Source organism: Kovacikia sp. CALU 1929 (assembly GCF_056784235.1).
Window position 1 is genome coordinate 18,450 of the sequence record NZ_JBXBCF010000110.1, and the last position, 18,943, is coordinate 37,392.

Annotated in this window: 16 protein-coding genes; 13 read left to right on the plus strand and 3 right to left on the minus strand. The window is 49.0% G+C overall.

Annotated elements, in window-relative coordinates; genetic code table 11:
* The first annotated feature begins 4 nt into the window (after positions 1–4).
* The 4 genes from AC1S52_RS31015 (at position 5) to AC1S52_RS31030 (ending at position 5,239) form a co-directional block, all read left to right on the plus strand.
* Complete coding sequence (locus tag AC1S52_RS31015; RefSeq protein ID WP_482032915.1) at positions 5–3,379, plus strand: DEAD/DEAH box helicase; 3,375 nt, start codon at positions 5–7, stop codon at positions 3,377–3,379.
* 5 nt (positions 3,380–3,384) lie between these two features.
* Positions 3,385–4,227, plus strand: a complete 843-nt coding sequence (locus AC1S52_RS31020; RefSeq protein WP_482032916.1) for an SWIM zinc finger family protein — start codon at positions 3,385–3,387, stop codon at positions 4,225–4,227.
* Between the two features lie 221 nt (positions 4,228–4,448).
* Complete coding sequence (locus tag AC1S52_RS31025; RefSeq protein WP_482032917.1) at positions 4,449–4,934, plus strand: hypothetical protein; 486 nt, start codon at positions 4,449–4,451, stop codon at positions 4,932–4,934.
* Positions 4,935–5,029: 95 nt separating this feature from the next.
* Entirely contained in the window at positions 5,030–5,239 is a 210-nt protein-coding gene (locus AC1S52_RS31030) for a hypothetical protein (RefSeq protein ID WP_482032918.1), read from the plus strand.
* A 48-nt stretch (positions 5,240–5,287) separates the two neighbouring features.
* On the opposite strand, the gene AC1S52_RS31035 is transcribed toward AC1S52_RS31030, so the two are convergent.
* Positions 5,288–6,619 carry an ATP-binding protein gene (locus AC1S52_RS31035; RefSeq protein ID WP_482032919.1) on the minus strand — a complete coding sequence of 444 codons (1,332 nt, stop codon included), beginning with the start codon at positions 6,617–6,619 and terminating at the stop codon, positions 5,288–5,290.
* A gap of 647 nt (positions 6,620–7,266) precedes the next feature.
* Between AC1S52_RS31035 and AC1S52_RS31040 the strand changes: the two genes are divergently transcribed.
* Positions 7,267–9,399: an ATP-binding protein gene (locus AC1S52_RS31040; RefSeq protein ID WP_482032920.1), complete on the plus strand. Its 2,133-nt coding sequence runs from the start codon at positions 7,267–7,269 to the stop codon at positions 9,397–9,399.
* A gap of 133 nt (positions 9,400–9,532) precedes the next feature.
* Here the strand turns inward: AC1S52_RS31040 and AC1S52_RS31045 are convergent, their stop codons facing one another.
* Entirely contained in the window at positions 9,533–10,882 is a 1,350-nt protein-coding gene (locus AC1S52_RS31045; protein WP_482032921.1) for a lipid-A-disaccharide synthase-related protein, read from the minus strand.
* 372 nt (positions 10,883–11,254) lie between these two features.
* Between AC1S52_RS31045 and AC1S52_RS31050 the strand changes: the two genes are divergently transcribed.
* Positions 11,255–11,701, plus strand: coding sequence for an HIT family protein (locus AC1S52_RS31050; protein ID WP_482032922.1), 447 nt, complete (start codon positions 11,255–11,257; stop codon positions 11,699–11,701).
* 50 nt (positions 11,702–11,751) lie between these two features.
* Here AC1S52_RS31050 and AC1S52_RS31055 read toward each other — a convergent pair whose 3' ends face one another.
* Positions 11,752–12,225 (minus strand): hypothetical protein, encoded by a 474-nt coding sequence (locus tag AC1S52_RS31055; RefSeq protein WP_482032923.1) that lies wholly within the window; start codon positions 12,223–12,225, stop codon positions 11,752–11,754.
* A 186-nt stretch (positions 12,226–12,411) separates the two neighbouring features.
* On the opposite strand from AC1S52_RS31055, the gene AC1S52_RS31060 reads away from it, so the two are divergent.
* From AC1S52_RS31060 to AC1S52_RS31090, 7 genes are all read left to right on the plus strand, one after another.
* Positions 12,412–13,209, plus strand: a complete 798-nt coding sequence (locus AC1S52_RS31060) for an MlaE family lipid ABC transporter permease subunit (protein ID WP_482032924.1) — start codon at positions 12,412–12,414, stop codon at positions 13,207–13,209.
* 190 nt (positions 13,210–13,399) lie between these two features.
* The gene (locus tag AC1S52_RS31065) at positions 13,400–13,789 is read left to right on the plus strand and encodes a DUF3119 family protein (protein ID WP_482032925.1); all 390 of its coding nucleotides are present in this window, start codon (positions 13,400–13,402) and stop codon (positions 13,787–13,789) included.
* 36 nt (positions 13,790–13,825) lie between these two features.
* Entirely contained in the window at positions 13,826–15,268 is a 1,443-nt protein-coding gene (locus tag AC1S52_RS31070; RefSeq protein ID WP_482032926.1) for a DUF3086 domain-containing protein, read from the plus strand.
* 240 nt (positions 15,269–15,508) lie between these two features.
* Entirely contained in the window at positions 15,509–16,189 is a 681-nt protein-coding gene (gene plsY / locus AC1S52_RS31075; RefSeq protein WP_482032927.1) for a glycerol-3-phosphate 1-O-acyltransferase PlsY, read from the plus strand.
* A 659-nt stretch (positions 16,190–16,848) separates the two neighbouring features.
* Positions 16,849–17,160 carry a hypothetical protein gene (locus tag AC1S52_RS31080; protein WP_482032928.1) on the plus strand — a complete coding sequence of 104 codons (312 nt, stop codon included), beginning with the start codon at positions 16,849–16,851 and terminating at the stop codon, positions 17,158–17,160.
* Positions 17,161–17,800: 640 nt separating this feature from the next.
* On the plus strand, positions 17,801–18,643 hold the full coding sequence (locus AC1S52_RS31085; RefSeq protein WP_482032929.1) for a WecB/TagA/CpsF family glycosyltransferase: 843 nt from the start codon (positions 17,801–17,803) through the stop codon (positions 18,641–18,643).
* 149 nt (positions 18,644–18,792) lie between these two features.
* Positions 18,793–18,943: GDP-mannose 4,6-dehydratase (locus AC1S52_RS31090; RefSeq protein ID WP_482032930.1), on the plus strand; the 151-nt coding region annotated here is incomplete at its 3' end.

The window sequence follows — 18,943 nt, forward strand, 5'->3', positions numbered from 1 at the left end:
TGCCATGAAGATTCTTCACGGTACCTGGATTCCTGAATCAGGGAAGGAATTCATTCAGAATGGGGCATTCTACCTCTGGGTTGAGACTACAGAGCAGAAGAAATTTCGTAAGGACAAGCAGCGGCATCCCCGCCAACTGCTTCAGGAAGAACTGGCAGCTCTGCTAAAGGACGAATTGGGGATTCAGCCCCCCAGCTACCGTCAACTGGAAGACTTTATTTCACCGCGTCACTTCCTGTTGCCCAGTGTAGACAACCAGCCGCTCCCCTCCCTGGAGCTTTCCCGTTACCTGGAAGAGGAGATGCCAGAGGCATTTGAATGGCAGTACTGGCAGGTAGACTGTTATAAAACGGTGACTTCCATCAAAACGGGTACCTACAGTACTGCCCAGGTCAACAATGTAATCAATTTGCTGAATGATCTGCATTTCATTGCGCTCAACAACCTGGCAGAAGTGCAACTGGGGGCTGATTTACTGTTCTGGTTTCACTACACCCAGGCAGTTAAACGGATTATTTACAAAGATCAGTACATCCCAGCATTGAAATACCGGGAACTGGAGCCGACCCCAAAGAAATCATCCAAGACAAAGGGTAAAGCGGCTGAGAAAACCTACGAGGTTGAAGTTGAGGTGCAGCCAAAGGGACAGCGAAGCCGGACACCAGCAACCCAGCGGCGATCGCGAACAACCAGCACTACTCGACGCTCCAAAAGAACGCAACCTGCCCGCATTGCTGAGTCTCGTGCAGTGGTGACTCAAGCAGATGCCAAATCGACAACCGGGAAATTTGAAATTTATCCAGGTTGGGAATTCATTGGAGAGGAATACGAGGAGACAATTCAGGAATACCTTTCCTATATGCCACTAATTTGTGCAGCAGGATTTTCAGAACCGAAAGAAACGCCTGAATTTTACGATCGCGAAACTATACTACGCCATTTCTCAGAATCAGTTTTGACTGATATTGTGAGTCATACTTACACCACTCAAGCATTTGAAAAGAACATTGATGGTTCCATTCTTAGTGCTTGCCTGAAATCACCTCAATCACCATCGCTGATTAGTTTAGAACAGTTCAAGCAGTGGCAGACATGGCGCGATCGCATCGTCCGTACCCAGACCGATCTGCCCTTCCACCTGTACTTCCATTTGCAAGATCCAGCCAAAGCCGAAGATGCCTGGCTGCTTCAGTTCCAGATTGCTCCTAAAAGCGATCCCTCCCTGCGTGTAGCATTGGATGACTATTGGCGGATGCGTCCAAAGCAAAAACAGCAGGTGCAAAAGCAAATGGGCGACAGCTTTGAGCAAAACCTGTTGATGAATCTGGGCTACGCCGCCCGCATCTACCCCCGTCTCTGGAGCGGGTTAGAAACCGATCAACCGTCTGGCATCTGGCTAGATCTGGAAAGTGCTTTTGAATTCCTGAAAGAGTCTGCCTGGGTATTGGAGAATGCAGGTTACAAAGTGATTGTCCCTGCCTGGTACACACCCCAGGGACGGCAGCGGGCAAAGGTACGCCTGCGGGCAAAGGGCAAGTCCCTCACAGGCGGCGAAGACAAAGCAAAGAAATACTTCTCCTTTGAGACGCTGGTGCAGTACGAGTATGATCTGGCGATCGGGGGCGAACCCGTCAGCGAACAGGAATGGAACCAACTGGTCAACGCCAAAACACCGCTGGTCAAATTCCGGGGACAGTGGATGGAACTGGATCAGGACAAAATGAAGCAAATGCTGGATTTCTGGAAAACCCAGCAGCAGGAAAATCCAGAGTTGAGTTTACTCGATTTCCTCAAACTCACTGCCAGCAAAGACGACACCCTGGAACTGGAATTCGATCGCAACAGCAACTTGGCAGACATGATGGCAAAGCTGAGTGATAAAAGCCATCTGGAACCCGTTGAAAATCTCAAAAATTTGCAGGGCACTCTGCGGGAATACCAGAAGCGGGGTGTTTCCTGGCTGCAATACCTGGAACAACTGGGACTCAACGGCTGCCTCGCAGACGATATGGGCTTGGGCAAAACCGTACAGGTAATTGCGCGGCTGATCCAGGAACGGGAACAGGCAAAGGAAGAGGGGATTAAAAACCTGCCGCCCACTCTCTTGATTGCACCCACCTCTGTGGTCGGGAACTGGTTCCATGAGCTTGCAAAATTTGCCCCCAACTTAAAGGCAGTCGTGCATCACGGCAATCAACGAGCCAAGGATGCTAAAGAATTTAAACAAGCCTGCCGGGAACACGATGTACTGATCACCTCCTTTGCCCTGGCACGCAAGGATGCCAAGCTTTTGGGCGATGTAAAGTGGCACCGGGTTGTGCTGGATGAAGCCCAGAACATCAAAAACCCCAAAGCCGGACTGACTAAATCCATTCTCACCCTCCCTTCGACTCACCGATTGGCTTTGACTGGCACCCCGATCGAAAACCGCCTGTTAGATTTGTGGTCAATCTTCAATTTCCTCAATCCTGGCTATTTGGGGAATCAAACCCAGTTTCGGCGCAATTTTGAACTGCCAATTCAAAAGAATAACAGTCCTCAACAGTCCGCTACGTTGAAAAAACTGGTGGAACCCTTCATCCTGCGGCGGGTGAAAACCGATCAGTCCATCATCAAAGACCTGCCCGATAAGGTAGAGCAAAAGCTGTTCTGCAACCTGACCAAGGAACAGGCATCCCTCTATGAAGCCGTCGTCAAGGATGTGGAGAAACAAATTCAGGGAACGGATGGGATTCAGCGCAAAGGTTTAATTCTGGCAACGCTAACGAAGTTGAAACAGATTTGTAATCACCCAATGCAGTTTCTGCAAGATGGGAGTGACTTTACACCGGAGCGATCGCACAAACTCACGCGCCTCACTGAAATGGTCGAAGAAGTGATGGACGAAGGGGAAAGTTTGCTCATTTTCACGCAATTCAATGAACTCGGTTCCGCCTTAGAAAAATACCTGCGTCAGACCTGCCATTACAACACCTATTACCTGCATGGCGGCACCTCTCGTAAGAAACGGGAACAAATGATTGAGCAATTTCAAGATCCAGAATCGGAACCCTCAGTCTTTGTCCTATCCCTCAAAGCTGGAGGCGTTGGCATTACCCTGACCAAAGCCAACCATGTGTTTCACTTCGATCGCTGGTGGAACCCTGCTGTGGAAGACCAGGCAACCGATCGCGCCTTCCGCATTGGACAAAAGAAAAACGTCTTTGTCCATAAATTTGTCGCCATCGGCACGCTAGAAGAACGCATCGACGAAATGATCGAGGACAAGAAAAAACTGGCCGGGGCGATCGTTGGTGCCGATGAATCCTGGCTCACCGAACTGGACAACGAAGCCTTCAAAAAACTAATTGCCCTCAACAAGAGCGCCATTATGGAGTAATCGCTATGGCAACCAAATTCACTAAATCCTGGTGGGGTCAGAAATTCATCGACGCACTGGAACCCTTCAGTGATGCCGGACGGTTAAGCCGGGGACGCTCCTACGCCAGCGGCGGCAAGGTCAAAAGTTTTGGGATTAAAGATGGGATTGTCACGGCTCAGGTGAGAGGGTCGGTGAATCCCTATTTTGGAGTCTATAAGGAACCGCTCTACAGCACCACAATTGAGTTTCAGCCGATTAGTGCAGCAAAATGGGCAGCGGCGATCGCTCTCATCGCCTCCAAAGCTAGCCTGATTTCCCGCCTGTTACTCAATGAAATTCCCGATAACATTGAAGACAGCTTTGCCACCCTGGGCATTCATCTGCTACCCCACAGCAAAAAAGACTTTGATACCAGTTGCTCCTGTCCAGATTGGGGCAATCCCTGCAAACACATTGCCGGAGTGTATTACCTGGTTGCCGCCGAACTCGATCGCGATCCCTTCCTGCTGTTTGAACTGCGTGGACTGTCCCGGGAAGACCTGCTGCGGGAGCTTGCCAAATCTCCCTTAGGTCAGGCACTCTCCGCCGAACTGCAACTGGAACAACGACCTCCCCAACCCAGTCCGTCCTACTACACCCAACCTGTCACTGTCCCCATTGGCACTGTTGAAAGCTTACGAGACTTCTGGCAGGGTGCTAAACGGCTCCCCCAGACAATGGAACCATTACCCCAAACCGTTGTCTCCGGCATTCCCGTCAAAAAACAGGGCGATCACCCCTCCTTCTGGCACCGCGACAACTCCTTCATTGAGGCGATGGAAACCCTGTACGATTTGGTCAAGACAAAGAATCAGAATGTGCTTTGAGCGGTGATTTCTCTGAAGCACGTAAGATGAAATCCCTACAAATAAAGCTGTCTGCTAGGCAATACTACTCTTTCATTGTCACTACTTCTTGAACTAATCCATCTACTGATTGATTCCACAGTCGTAGGGGAAACCGAACTATTCTAGGCTAGAAACACTACTGACAATAGCTTTTGTGAGTGTAAAACTTAACCTAATATTCTTTTCATTCATATGATTGTATGAGTTACATTTCGTGCCAAGAGGATGATGATAAGCGTTTAGATGATTCAAGGAATTCTAAAGTTCACAAAGGTTTTCTAGCTGTTCCATCACAACACTCAGATCCAATTTTTAATAATTTAACAGAAGAAATCGAAGCCTTAAAGAAACAAATTCAGCAACTTAAAGACAAGCTTGTATACGAAGCATATCGTAGGCAACGAGCCGAGCATGAATTGCGAGAAAAACAGAATCCTAAGCAAGGTACAAAATGCAAGACCAAGTCGCTAAAACAGCGGCAAAAGCCAAAAAAACAAAAGGCATCAGGAAAGCCTCATACCAGCAATTCGGCTCATAAGAAGCAAGTCTCTTCTCAATCTAAAAAAGCTGCTAAGAAACAGACTGTTTTAGAGACTAAGAACTCAACGGTTCAAAACCGACAAGAAAAGCGCAAAAAGGAGACTCAGAATTCAACAAATTGGATTGAGTGGACAAGTAGCGTTTGATCTAGTGTTCTCTTATTCAAATCACGTTTAGACAACGAGCAGCTTGAAGCATCAGAAATCAATCTATCAAACTTAATTAACTAAATGGAGGCACAATGTCTGAGATGATTCTGAACTCGGATCAACTGAAAGAGATTTTGAAGAGTGCGATCATTGAGTTGCTTCGGGATAACCACGAAGAGGTTTCTGAATTTTTGACAGAACTGATCGAAGATGTAGCGATGGAACGGGCGATCTCAGAGGGTGAAGCGACGGAGCTTGTAAGCCGCGATTCTATCTTTCAACTTTTTGAGCCAGAAGCGTGAAAGGACTGACCTCGCCTTCTGACTCCTAGCTCCTCACCCCATCCCCTCCTAAACCGTAAACTCCGCATATTCGCTGTCCTCATCCACTTGGGAACCCGATTGCTGTAGGGGTTGGAAGTTAGTGCTTTGGATCAACTGGCGCAGGGTCATCTTTGGATTTTGTTGCAAGATATTCAACACACTCATAAAGTCGCGCACAATCTCACCAGGGGTCAGCAAAGCCTCTGCCCCCAAACGACTGATAATCGCCTGCAAAAACTCCTGTAACTCTTCCTTGGTCAAGGATTTCTTCAGGCTGTAGTGGGTTGTATGAATTTCCACGAGCCGTTCCAGCAGGGTCAAAATTTCCTCACGGGTCAGTGGTTCCAGGCGAATTACAGGACCATTTGCCTCCTGAATCCCTGCCTTACTGGCAAATCGGCTCTGGGAGGTGCGTCGTTGCCATGCTGGGTCACTGTAAAGCCCCCGTCGGGGGTCTTCTAGAAACTGGGGAGTTCCGCCAATGAGCAATCCCAGGTAAGTCACTCGACCCTGCATTGCATCATTGAACATTGCCAGCAGTTTGTCATAATTATTCTGGCGTGAAACAGAAGTGCTGATTTTGTACAGGTGGATCACCTCATCCAGCATCACTAACAGCCCTTTGTAGCCAATGTCCCAGACAAACCGGGCAAACAGCTTGATGTAGTCATACCAGTTCTCATCGTCAATGATCACCCGCACACCCAGCGCTGCTTTTGCCTCAGTTTTCGTTGCGAACTCCCCCCGAAGCCACCGTAACGCCGATTCCTTTTTGGTGTCGTTGTCAGTGCGGTAGCCACTCCAATAGGCAATGATGACATTGGCAAACTCAAACCCGTTTACCAGATCTGCCACATCCTTGGTCACTTCCCGAATCTTGGCTTCTACCAGATCATCAAATCCCTCATCTGCCGGTTTCTTGCCCGATTCCTGGGCAACCTGAGTTTGGATTCCGGCTATCCAGCGTTCCAGAATAGTTGATAGAGCACCTCCATCTGGACGGGCTTTGGTCGAGAGATTTTTCATCAACTCTCGATAGGTGGCAACGCTGGCACCCCCTCCCCCAGCTAACCGTCGTTCTGGGGTAATGTCCGCATCGGCGACCACAAAGCCCTTTTCCATGGCATGATTGCGCACCAGTTGCAAAGTAAAACTTTTACCCGCTCCATAGCGCCCAATCACGAACCGAAAACCCGCTCCGCCCCCCGCAATATTGTCCAGGTCTTGTAAGAGCGACTGCATCTCCCGTTCCCTGCCAACAGCGATGTGGTCTAAGCCCACCCTGGGAACCACACCCGCACTGAGGGCGTTGATCAAAGCTGTTGAAACTCGCTTGGGAATCTTCGAGGAAGTTGCCATTACTGTTGCTCAGTTCACTGTTTAGGTCAGGTAGCCCAGCTTAAAAGCCTATTCAAAAAGCCGTTGTTGCCAAGCTCAGAGTTAAACCCAAGAAGTTGTCGGATAACCTTTAACACGCTTTGGGATAGAGTGTGGATGTTTGATACCTAAATCGTTTTTTCACTGTCAGAATATTCTGGGTCATTTGTACCAAAGAATAGTTTATTCCATATTAAGGAGTGATTACGGACTAAGTATAGTAGTCTCCGAAAAATGTAAGCTGAAGAAATTTGCTCAGATAAGTCGCTTTAGGGATCGAATTTGCCTGTGAAATAGAAACTGAACCCCCAGTTCATTGTTTTGTCAGGCATCGCTTCCGCAAATTGTCTGAACCTATTCGCTATCTGGCGGATATCTACACGGTAATTTCACCTATGCAACCAATTCATCTTCACACGGGAATTGTTAACATCTATTCAGTAGACTAAGTATTATCATTTTTTTGTGCGTAAGTTCCCATTTTCCTCCCTGAAAGCTTGGTTAACTTGATGGAAGAGTGGGCTAATAGCACGGTTTCCCCATAGAAGGGATAGGTTTCCTGTTTTTCGTTGGACATTTCTATATTTCGCTTCACCCATGTATTCCCATCGGGTGCTTCTTTGTTTTTTATGCAACAGCATTCAAACCTGTCTGAACGAAAATACCTGGACTCCACTGGTAGCAGTGAAACCCACTGGACAACGCCATCTGGGGCAGAAGCGCTAGCAACGACGCAGACGGAGATGCAACTGAAATATGACCAGTGCTTAAACCGTTTAGGGCAACGACTTAATGAGATCGTGACTGCTTGCCTGAGTGAAACTGCAAATTCCCAGGGAGAAGTAGATATTGCAGTTGATTTAGGGATTTTCCAGGCGATCGCCGACGAACTGGCTGGGGTTCTGGTGGATACCACTGTAATAGCGCTTCAGGGTAATCCTCCCAGTCGGGAGGGGCTAACATGTCGGGAGGGGCTAACATTACCAGTCCCTCCCCTGAGTGAATCCATGAGTAGCGACAGCAACGAGCTTCACTCAGCCCAATCTGAGTCTTGCGCCTCCAATTTGGGTGAATTCAGGATTTGCCACATCGTCCCCAAACGATCCTCTACAAGCCAGCCCAAAATCTCCTGGACGCTATCCTCAGGAAAACCTTTTTGTCCGGTCTTAGCAGCCAGACTGACGCTGGAAGACTTACAGAGCCTGCAAATCCAGGCTCCTGAAGCAGTCTGGCAGATGGGTAATGACCTGACCCCGTGGGGTTGGTTACTGGTTCATTCTGGTTCTGCATCCACAGGTGAGTTGAGCCACCCAACGGATTCACTCAGCTCTGGCTTGATTCAACAGAGTATTCGTCAGGGTGTGATGGCATTGCATCAGATTAGCCTGATCCATGCCCATTGCCAGCAACGGCAGCAACTCTGCGATCGCAACCGCGAACTACTCCAGACCAACCAGCTCAAAAGTGAGTTTTTGGCAAACACCAGTCACGAAATTCGGACTCCTCTGAGTTCAATCCTGGGCTTTACCCATCTGTTGCAAGCGCAAGGTTTTAGCCCGATGAACCTGCGACACCAGGAGTATCTCAATATTATTCTGACCAGTGGGCAGCATTTGCTGTCATTGATTAACGACATTCTCGATTTGTCGAAAATTGAGGCAAACCAGCTTGATTTGCAGTGGGAAACGGTGGATGTGCGTAACCTGTGCCAGATGGTGATGACGCTAGTGAAAGAGAAAGCGAGTGATAAAGGGCTGAAAACCCATCTAGAAGTTGCTCCCTCTGTCACGACTCTGATGGCTGATGGCTTACGGCTGAAGCAAATGCTGTTTAACCTCCTATCGAATGCGATTAAATTTACGCTGGAGGGTGATATTGGGATTGAAGCGATTCAGGCAGATAACTTTCTGCACTTTACGGTCTGGGATACCGGCACAGGTATTTCCCAGGAACAACAGCATTTGTTGTTTCGCCCCTATTGTCAACTGGCAAATGTGGCGACCGATCGCGGGGAAGGAACAGGGCTAGGACTGGCACTGACCCAAAAACTTGCCGAACTCCACGGGGGCTGGGTTGAGATCCGCTCTGAGATTGATCAAGGATCGCGCTTTACCATTGTTCTGCCCCTGGTTCCTCCATCCCCACTTCCCCAGGATTTAGAAGAAACTGAAACCGTAGCGTCTGAACAAAGGAAAAACCGAGTTCAGCATGATTTGAGTGAAAAACCGGCAACCCAGCTTTCGTCGGGTCGGGAAGAGGCGCTTTCCAGCGCGGCTTCTCAGCGAGTCTTACGCCCCACCAATCGTCGTAAGAAGAAGCTTTTTCCCCAGACTGCGAGTTCATCGAATCCTCAAAGTTTGTTGGAGAATCGTCCAGAACCGATCAGAACCCTTCGCCCCAACCATCTGATGTTAGTGGAAGATAATATCCACAATGCCAAGCTAATGTTGACCTTTCTTAGCAAGTCTGGCTATGAGGTGACCTGGGTACAGGATGGACGTGAAATGTGGCAGGCGCTCGAACGGTCTTTACCGGCGCTAATTTTAATGGACATTCATCTTCCAGAAGTCGATGGACTGACACTGACGCGCCAGTTGAAACAGAACGATCGCTACCAGTCAATTCCGGTGATTGCCCAAACTGCCTTGGCAATGAAGGGCGATCGTGGACTCTGCCTGGAAGCCGGGGCTGTTGACTATATCTCTAAGCCGATTGACCTGGATGTGCTGGCGAAGATGGTGAAACAGGTTTTGGGGAGTTGAGAGCTGAGAGTTGTGATCAGCAATAGGGAATAGGGAACTAGGTGAAGGATGAAGAATGGAGGCTAACAGCCAACAGCCAACAGTTAACCACTCCTCACTCCTTTCTCTCCCTCTAACAACCAACAACCAACAACTAACAACCTCCTCCACCCTCACTCCTCACCTGCTCAACCAAACATTGGGCAATGCGTTCAGCCGCACCGGGGGTGCCCATGCGACGGCGACCGTTTTCGGCAATCAGTTGCAGGCGATCAGGGGTTTTCAGTAGAGACTGGATTGCAGCAGCGACCTGTTCTGGTGACTGAACCAGAGTGGCGGAAGGACCCAGGAGGCGTGTTTGTGCTTCAGCAAACGCGGGAGTAAACTGCGGTCCCTTGCCAGGAATGGTAATAGCAGGTTTGCCCAGACCAATAAATTGTTCGGTTGCTGTACCTGCCATTGCGATCGCCAGATCTGCCTGGTGCAAAAACTCGGTATACCGATCCTGTGCCAACACCAGCCTTGCCTGATTTTCACCGAAACCTACTGTGTAGGTACTGTTTGAAGTGGGTTGCCAGCGGAATGACTGCACCGTCTGACGCAGTACTTCCAGGTCGATACCAGGGGCGATCGCTGCCAGGACTACCAGGGGGCGTTCTATCCGTGCCAGAAGTCCATTCACTGCCAGCAAAAGAGTTTCCCAGTTGGCGTATGCCTCCGGGGGGCGCGAACCGGGGAGGAGGGCAATAGTTAAGGATGAAAGATAAGGGATGAAGGATGAAACAATTCGTTCATCCTTTATCCTTCCACCTTCATCCTTCCCTTCCCACTCCAGCCCATCCATCATGGGATTGCCCATGTCAAACGCAGGGATTCCAAACCGACGCAGGTTTTGAGCGGTGATACTGTCTCTGGGAAAGACTGCTTTACAGAGGGGGCGACTCATCAGCCAGCGTTCCCAAGGATGGTAGATGCAGCCTGTCCAGCGTTGCAAGCGATCGCTCCACCACGACTTTCTCGGCAGCCAACCCGCCTCATCCCGAATGTAATACTCGGATTTTGCGGTTCCGACAAAGGCATAGGGCACCCCACTGAGCCAAGCAAATAGCAGTGGCACAATGTCACCCACAGCAAGGATGAATGAGGGAGTAGGGAGCGGGGAGCGGGGTTGTGGGCGGCTTCCTACCCCTCTGCTTCTCTGCTCCTCTACTCCTCTGCCCCTCGCCCAGGCACGCACAGCCTTCAACTGCGTTACCGTCAACTGAACCAACCCTCCTCGAATGTCCCGTGCCAGTTGTCTGCCGTCCATATAGACAAAACCGCCGGATGGCATCGTTTTGACGGCACCCACTAGGGGAATTCCAACTCTGGTATAGGCGTGTCCTTCACCCACAATTGGCAGGGCTTCGATTTGGGGAGGATGGGGCAGTGATTGGAGGGCTTGCAGAATGCGGAGGGCGATCGCATCTTCTCCGTGCCCATTGCTGAGGCAGAGTAAACGCATGGAAGGGGGTACGGCAGGTGTCAGGTGGTAGAAAAGTTTACGGTTCAGAGTCCATAGTCTACATCCCAACTAGCTCTTCGTGAAGCTTGTTTTCCCCACTTCATGCTGACTATTCAAGGTTTGTCAAATTTTCTATGGTAATTCTAAAAGCGGAGCGGAAGGAATCAGGGGTTCAGAGGGTTGGAGCACCGTTTCTAGAACGTAACCGGATATTTCAAACTCACCCCTACCTGAAGTTGAACTGTTGGCTGAGTCACCAGGTGGATACCCTGATTCACTGACAAAACTTTGATGGACAAAATTGAGCGATCGCATCCGCTTCATCGCGCAGAATGGAAACTAACCATTAATTCTTGTTCAGGCTAACCTGAAATGCCCCCTATTTATGACTCCTGTTTAATTTGCGATCGCGTCTCCCAATGGCGTAATGGAAAAAATCCTTACTTGATCCATGAGTTTGAAAATTCCATATTTGTCGTCGGCGACCATCAGTTCCATCCGGGATATTCCTTATTGCTCTTAAAGGAGCATGTGCGGGAACTGCATCAACTCTCCTCCCCAGTTCAGACGGCACTCTTCCAGGAATTGATGATCGCTACAAATGCGATCGTTAAAACCTTTCATCCCTGGAAAATGAACCATGCCTGCTACGGTAACGCTGAACCTCACATCCACTGGCATCTGTTTCCCCGCTACAGCGATGATCCTGATCGATATACTAACCCCTGGCTCCACAGTGCCCAATTTTCGAGTCGTTCAATTGATCCCCAAACCGCCCACACTCTGAGCCGCCAAATTAGGGCGAACTTGAAACCTTAATAGGAGCAGTCATGAATGAAACGGCTACGCCAGTTCAAATCTGAAGTGCATCAGCCCCGCCTTAAATGGTGATGGCGGTAAAAGGCGTAGGTATCGAATAATGCACCTACCAGGGCACAGGTCAATCCAATGGTTAAAGCGCCTTCAACAGCATCCCCATTGCCGAAGACCGTCAAAAAGTTCAAAATATGCTCTGATCCAGTTTGGCTGAACCCATCCATGAGCGGAACTTGACCAACCATGTATAGACTGACCAGCACAATTCCAACCAATGCAATCGGCGCGGCGAAACTGAGGGCGCTGGTCAGCAGAAGGGAACGGATGAAGGCAGGTAGTGTCATCATGTACTGATAGTAGGCTGTTTGAGCCATGCCAACGGTATCGTAGTTCACACCGCCAGCCTCTTTCCACCATAGAAGCGATCGCCCCACCTGACCAGAAATTGCCAGAAATCTTAAATTAAAATTAAAAAATTTTGATAAATGGTTGTAAAGAGGGGTGAAATCTGAGGAGTCAGGGGTCATTAGTCATTAGTTCAGTGGTCATTAGTCAGGGGTCAGGGGTCAGGGGTCACGGTATTTACAGGCGACAAAGGACAAATAACCAATCACAAAGGACAAATAACCAATGACCACTGACAACCCACCCACTCTCAACTCCCCCCATTTCCCTGCTATCCTTACTTACGATCTCTTGGAGTCTTTGCCCTGGTGAGTGAAACGCCAACAGCTTATGGTTTGCGGTTGTGGAGTCAGCGCTTGCTGGCAGCCATTTTTTTGGGTGGTCAGGTAATGGTGCATCTGCTGGCAGGGAAAATTCATCGCCGCAACACCCTGGAGCAGATGGCGATGGTGGGACCAGAATCTCTGCTGATTGCTTTGCTAACGGCTGCCTTTGTCGGTATGGTCTTCACCATCCAGGTTTCGCGCGAATTTATTAACCTGGGGGCAGGCAGTGCGGTGGGAGGGGTTTTAACCCTGGCGCTGGCGCGTGAATTGGCTCCTGTACTAACGGCTGTCATTCTGGCAGGGCGGGTAGGGTCAGCCTTTGCTGCCGAAATTGGAACTATGCGCGTCACTGAGCAGATTGATGCCCTGTATATGCTGAAAACGGACCCGATTGACTACTTAGTCATTCCTAGAGTCATCGCCTGTTGCCTGATGTTGCCTCTATTAACGGTTCTGTCCCTCCTGACGGGCATGATTGGGGGCATGTTTATTTCAGAAATAATGTACGGGATTTCCAACAAGGTCTTTTTTGATTCGGCACGTAACTTTCTCACTATTTGGGATCTGTGCAGCGCTCCCATTAAGGGCTTTTTCTTTGGTGCCCTGATTGCCATCATAGGCTCTAGCTGGGGCTTAACAACCACGGGGGGTGCCAAGGGAGTAGGGCAGTCCACGACAACGGCGGTGGTCACCTCCCTGCTAGCAATTTTTATTTCAAATTTCTTCCTCTCCTGGGTCATGTTCCAGGGGCTTGGTAGTGCTATAACACAGGGGTTTTAGCTTTCAGGTGCATCTCCCTGCTGCCGTCGCCCAACCCGATAGAATAGTGGGTGAACCTCTTTTTATAGCAGGTATCAGGTGCCAGAGGAAAAGACAGTGGGATAAGGTTTTGCGTTGTCTCCTCTGTCCTATAACCCTTGATCGCTAACGCCATAACCCAATTTCTAATCCAAATCAGCGAGAGTTTAGCGTGACCACTACTGCTTCTTCTAGCTCACCCACCCAAACCGTTGAGTTATCTCCCAGCTACAACCTGCCGATCACCCTCGTTCTGATAGCGGTTCCCCTGGTGCTGGTTCAGGTCTGGGTGAGTCTGGCGATCGCCGTTCTGGGTATATTTTTGCTGTTTCAGGCAGCAACGATTCGCCTCCGGTTCACCGAAACGGCACTGGATGTCTGCCGTGGCGAAACGCTGATTCGTCGCTTTCCCTATCAAGACTGGCAAAACTGGCGTATCTTCTGGTCTGCCGTACCCGTTCTCTTCTACTTCAAAGAAGTGAAAAGTATCCACTTCCTCCCAGTTCTGTTTGATCCTAAAACACTCCAGAATTGCCTGGAAGTCCGAGTACCCCGTTCCTGAGAAACGACAACAACCCAATCACCCTCCTAATCGGTCATGACCCCAGACGAACCCTTAAAATTTCCCTCGGAAGACTTTAGAGAACACCGAGCAGGGCAAAATCAGCAACCATCGGTGCCGGATGAGTACGTTTCCTCCGTGGAACAAGATGACCCCTGGATGGAATCTCTAACAGAAAATGCTGAGTCAGGCAATCTGGATGAAACGCCAACAAAGGAGCTAGAGGAAGAAGATGCTGGCTTCATGCAGGCGTTTATGGAGCCGGAATCACCTGCCGCTGAGTCAGCTAAAGACCTGTTTAGTACAGCTTCAGAACTCAAACAGGACTCTTTTGAAACAGATACACCGCTACCAGCCCTGTCTTTGGATATGAAGCAAAGCTCAGCAGAGCCAGAATCCTCGACTGCCCAGACTCCAGTAGAAAATTTGTTTGGCACTTCGCTATTTGGAGGAGAAGACGCGATCGCTTCGGCTCAACCTGGGATAGGCTTACCATCGAACGAGCGAGAACAGCGGATTGCCGAGTTGCAGCGTCAGGAGCAATCGCTGAAGCAGGAAATTGATACCTTACAAGCCACCCATTCCCAACTGAGAGCGCAAATTGCCGACGCTCAAGGTTCCCTGGGGCGGTTGGTCCAGGAAGGGCTGAAAGAACTGGAGCAGCGGAAGCAGGCACTCCAGATCAGCATTGAGCAGTTGGAACGCCGCCAGGAGCGTATCCGGGCTGAAATGCGAACCACCTTTGCGGGGGTGTCCCAGGATCTCGCCATCCGGATCCAGAGCTTCAAAGATTACCTGGTGGGTAGTCTGCAAGATCTGGCATTGTCGGCGGAACAACTGGAGCTACCGAAACCATCTAAGGAGGCTCCACGGCAGGCAGCATCTATGGATTCGGTGCCAACCCAGCAATCTCCATCGCCTAAATTTGCGGAACAGACCTTCCAGGAACAAACTCGCAAGATTCGCGGCGTAATTGACCAGTACCGGAACCGCCCCGATTATTACGGTCCTGCGTGGCATCTGCGCCGCACCTTTGAACCGATTCATGCCGAACGGGTGTCAACCTGGTTCTTTACCCAGGGTGGGCGGGGTGCCATTCGGACTATGGGTAGCCGTTTGCAGAATATTCTGGTAGCCTCTGCCACCATTTCGGTATTGCATACGCTGTATGGTGATCGCCTCCGCACCCTCGTTTTAGCCGAATCTCCTGAACGGTTGGGTGAGTGGCGCAGAGGTTTGCAAGACTGCCTTGGCATAACCCGCAGTGACTTTGGTCCCGAACGCGGTGTTGCTCTGTTGGAAGACCCCGAAACCCTGGCACAAAAAGCAGACCGCTGTGTTAAAGACGGATTGCTGCCTTTTATCATCATTGATGAAACGGAGGAGATGGTTAGCCTTTCGATTCTGCAATTCCCTCTCTGGCTGGCATTTGCACCCAACCCGCAAGCACCATCCTCCTATTCCAGGGGGGAGTGGTGATGGGAAATAGGGGTGTTACTGAAAAGCAGGATAAATTGAAACGAAGTTTCAAGCATCCAGCACCTTTTTCATCCCCAGATTCAGCAACGCTGAAATAGGTGATGGGGAATGGTTAAATATTAGTGGACTAGTCAATGCTGTAAAAGGTGTCCGGATCCCGGAGTTAAGGGTCTGAATTAATTCAAAACTCTCAACTTCCCACTCTACCCTCCTCCTCTCTATCCCCTTAACCTCCTTCCTATGGCTCTCTGGTATTCCCTGAACGGACTCCTTCTCCTCCTGGCTTACCTGCTCGGCTCAATTCCAACCGGTTATTGGGCAGGCAAACTGCTTCAGGGAATCGATATTCGAGAACACGGTTCCAAGTCAATTGGTGCAACCAATGTCCTGCGAACCCTGGGGAAAGTCCCGGCAGCTATTGTGTTACTGGTGGATATTTTGAAGGGCGCGGCTGCGATCGCCCTTGTCCAGGCATTTTATGCTTCAACAGCTATTCAGTCCTTCGTTCCTCCAACCGTTAGCCCAACCCTGTGGGCACCCTGGATGGTGACCCTGACCGGAATCGTAGTGTTGCTGGGGCATAGCAAATCCATTTTTCTCAACTTTACAGGGGGAAAGTCAGTGGCAACCAGTCTGGGAGTGTTGTTGACCATGAACTGGATGGTTGGGGTGGGCACGTTTGGCATCTTTCTAGTGGTTCTGGCAATTTCCCGTATCGTCTCGCTCAGCTCCATTGCTGGGGCGATCGGGGTATGTGGACTGATGGTTCTCTTCGTGCAGCCAGTCCCCTACCTGCTGTTTGGTTTTGTTGGTGGACTGTATGTGATTCTACGCCACCGTGCCAATATTCAACGCCTGCTCACAGGGACTGAACCTCGTCTGGGACAAAAGTTACCTGAAACCAGTGCCCCATCGTCTTAAAGGCAGAATCCTCCAGTGATCAATTTTACATGTGCGCCTGGTAAAACTGGCACATCTGCTGATTTAAGCGTTCTTAAGAAATGTTTGGATTAATTGTTGAAGCATTCACTATGTAATCCATAGCATAAGTAAGGCTTCCATTGTCGAATGCAGACAAGGTCTTAAGCCTTTTGTTCAAGGTATTCAGGCTTACGCGATCCTGCTCTAGTATTACAGGCAGGAATCTGGGTATGCTAACTTACTTTGCACTCCGAACTCTGCCCTGGCTGAACAAGGGGTGCCAAACTTACGCCGCAGTCTACTCAACATAGTTTAACAAGCGCTTTACTGTGAAATTGCTTTTGTTTATCAGAATTAGGGAACAATACTAAAAGCAGCAAGGCAAGCTTTATATTTCTCTGTTTTATGGGTGAGTCTATTGGTGTGCATCGCTAAAGAGAGTACGTGAAAGGTGCTGCTAGTAGGCGTTTATTGTATTTGTAATGTTCATATGTACCCTATGACAGATGCATTCGATACAAATTTCTTTTAGTTTTTGTATTAGTGTCAGACTTTCATTTTTGTCTTAAATCATGACTTCGTCTGTACAATTAATCCGTCTATATTATCTAACTCTGTAGTGCCCTGAATCGCCCTTTATAGAAATAAGACACAACACTATGACGAGCGGACAAACCAGAGGAGTCAAACAAACAGCCTTCGTTTACATGCCAGAGACCTTTGGCTTTACCTCTGTGAACAAACGCAAAAACCATAACTACACCCATTACGAGAGTGGTATCGATTATGTGTTTGAAGCGATCGATGCGAGTGGGGCTAAAGGTTACATGACAGGTCAGGGTAAAGGAGTCAAGCAAGGAGATGGCATTACCCTAAAGCAGGATAATCAGCAGATTCGTTATCAAGTCGAACGAATCGATTATTATGCCTCCCCCTCGGATATGTGGATCGCGTTGTTAGTAAGAGAGTAGCTAGACAGAGGGGTCGTTTGAAGAGAAAACCCTGCTAGATAGGTGATTGATTAAGGCGATCGCTAACGCAGCGAGGGCGTTGGCTAATACATTCTGAATAGGCAATACATAGAAAATCGAGCAAACTTCAGTATAAATACCTTTTGCCTACGGCAAGCGCAAGCTCGCTATGAAGCCTCTTTGAAGAAGGTATAAATTGCCCGTAAAGTACGCAGAAAGTACAAGTATTTCCACCAAAAGTGCAATAGAATTTCTCTGGATAGAACATTGATTCGCAATTCTTTGATTCATTATCCAGTGAAATTTTGATGTCCTCAACAGGGTTCAATCATCCTCTGTACCTGACTGATCACGCCTATCAGCGGCAGTAATGTCTGCTTATCTGGTTCGTTGATATGAAACTGTCCTAAGGTTGAGCTGACCGTAGAACTACGGTAATATCTAAGCTGATTTGTAAATAATTACACTTAAACCAGGGTTTTAGGAGGTATTTTTAGTAATCAGTAGCTCGATGAATTGAGGTAAGGCAAAACTCAAACTTAAAGGCTCCAACCTCAGGTATCTACCAACCTATCGGCGTAGGTGTCTACCAGAACTTGAAAGATCCGCAAACTTACCCTTACTTAAGTTGCTCAAACAGATGTCTATCAAACAAGCTACTAATATTTCTGGTCTATTTGAAAGACGGATGATGCAGACAGTAGAGAACAGCCCCCCTTTCCGAAGTGTAATTGGCTTTTCGGTAACAGCTTTGCCCTTTGAGGCTCAAATTTCTCAAATGCTGGATTGGGCTAAGACCTATTGCAGCAAAGTCGTATGCATTGCCAACGTTCATATGCTAGTGGAAGCCTATCGGGATACTAGCTTCGGTAATACCCTTAGGAGTGCAGATCTTGTCACCCCTGACGGCATGCCACTGGTATGGATGCTCAAATTGCTGGGGGTTTCTAATCAAGATCGGGTTGCGGGTTTAGACGTTTTGGTTGCCTTATGCGATCGGGCATCTACAGAGAATGTCAGCATTTTTTTTGTGGGTTCCACAACTGTCATTCTTGAAAGAATGCGAACCCGCTTAGAAAAAGAGTTTCCCAACCTCAAGATCGTAGGCATGGAGCCGTTGCCATTCCGTCCGATGACTAAGAGCGAAGATGATGCACTTGTTCAAACGCTCAATGATAGTGAGGCAGGCTTGGTGTTTGTTTCCCTGGGGTGCCCCAAACAAGAAGCCTGGATGTCAGCCCATAAAGATCGAGTTCGGGCAGTTATGGTCGGTTTAGGCGGAGCGTTTCCTGTCTATGCGGGGATTCATAAGCGTGCCCCTCAACTGGTGCGTTCTCTCGGTTTTGAGTGGCTGTATCGCTTAGTACAAGAGCCTCGTAGGCTTTGGGGACGCTATAGCAGTACCATTCCCATTTTTATCTGGTTAGCACTCAAGCAATTACTCACTTCTCACAGAGCCACTCCGACTCAAGATATCCCCTAAAACTCCTTTCAACCCCTTCAATGGCTAAAGCGTAAGGTTGAAGTTAAAAGTATTCCTAGTTAATTCATTTTAGTTGTGTTCCCTGCATCATCTATCCAAGACATAAATCATTAGCTCCTGTTTCAAAAAGTAGTAATTAGGGTAGTGAAATGACACAACAGAAACGGGCGCTGATTACTGGCGTCACTGGACAGGATGGCTCATACTTGAGCGAACTGCTACTGGAAAAAGGCTACGAAGTCCACGGCATCATCCGTCGCACCTCCACCTTCAACACCGACCGGCTCGACCACATCTACG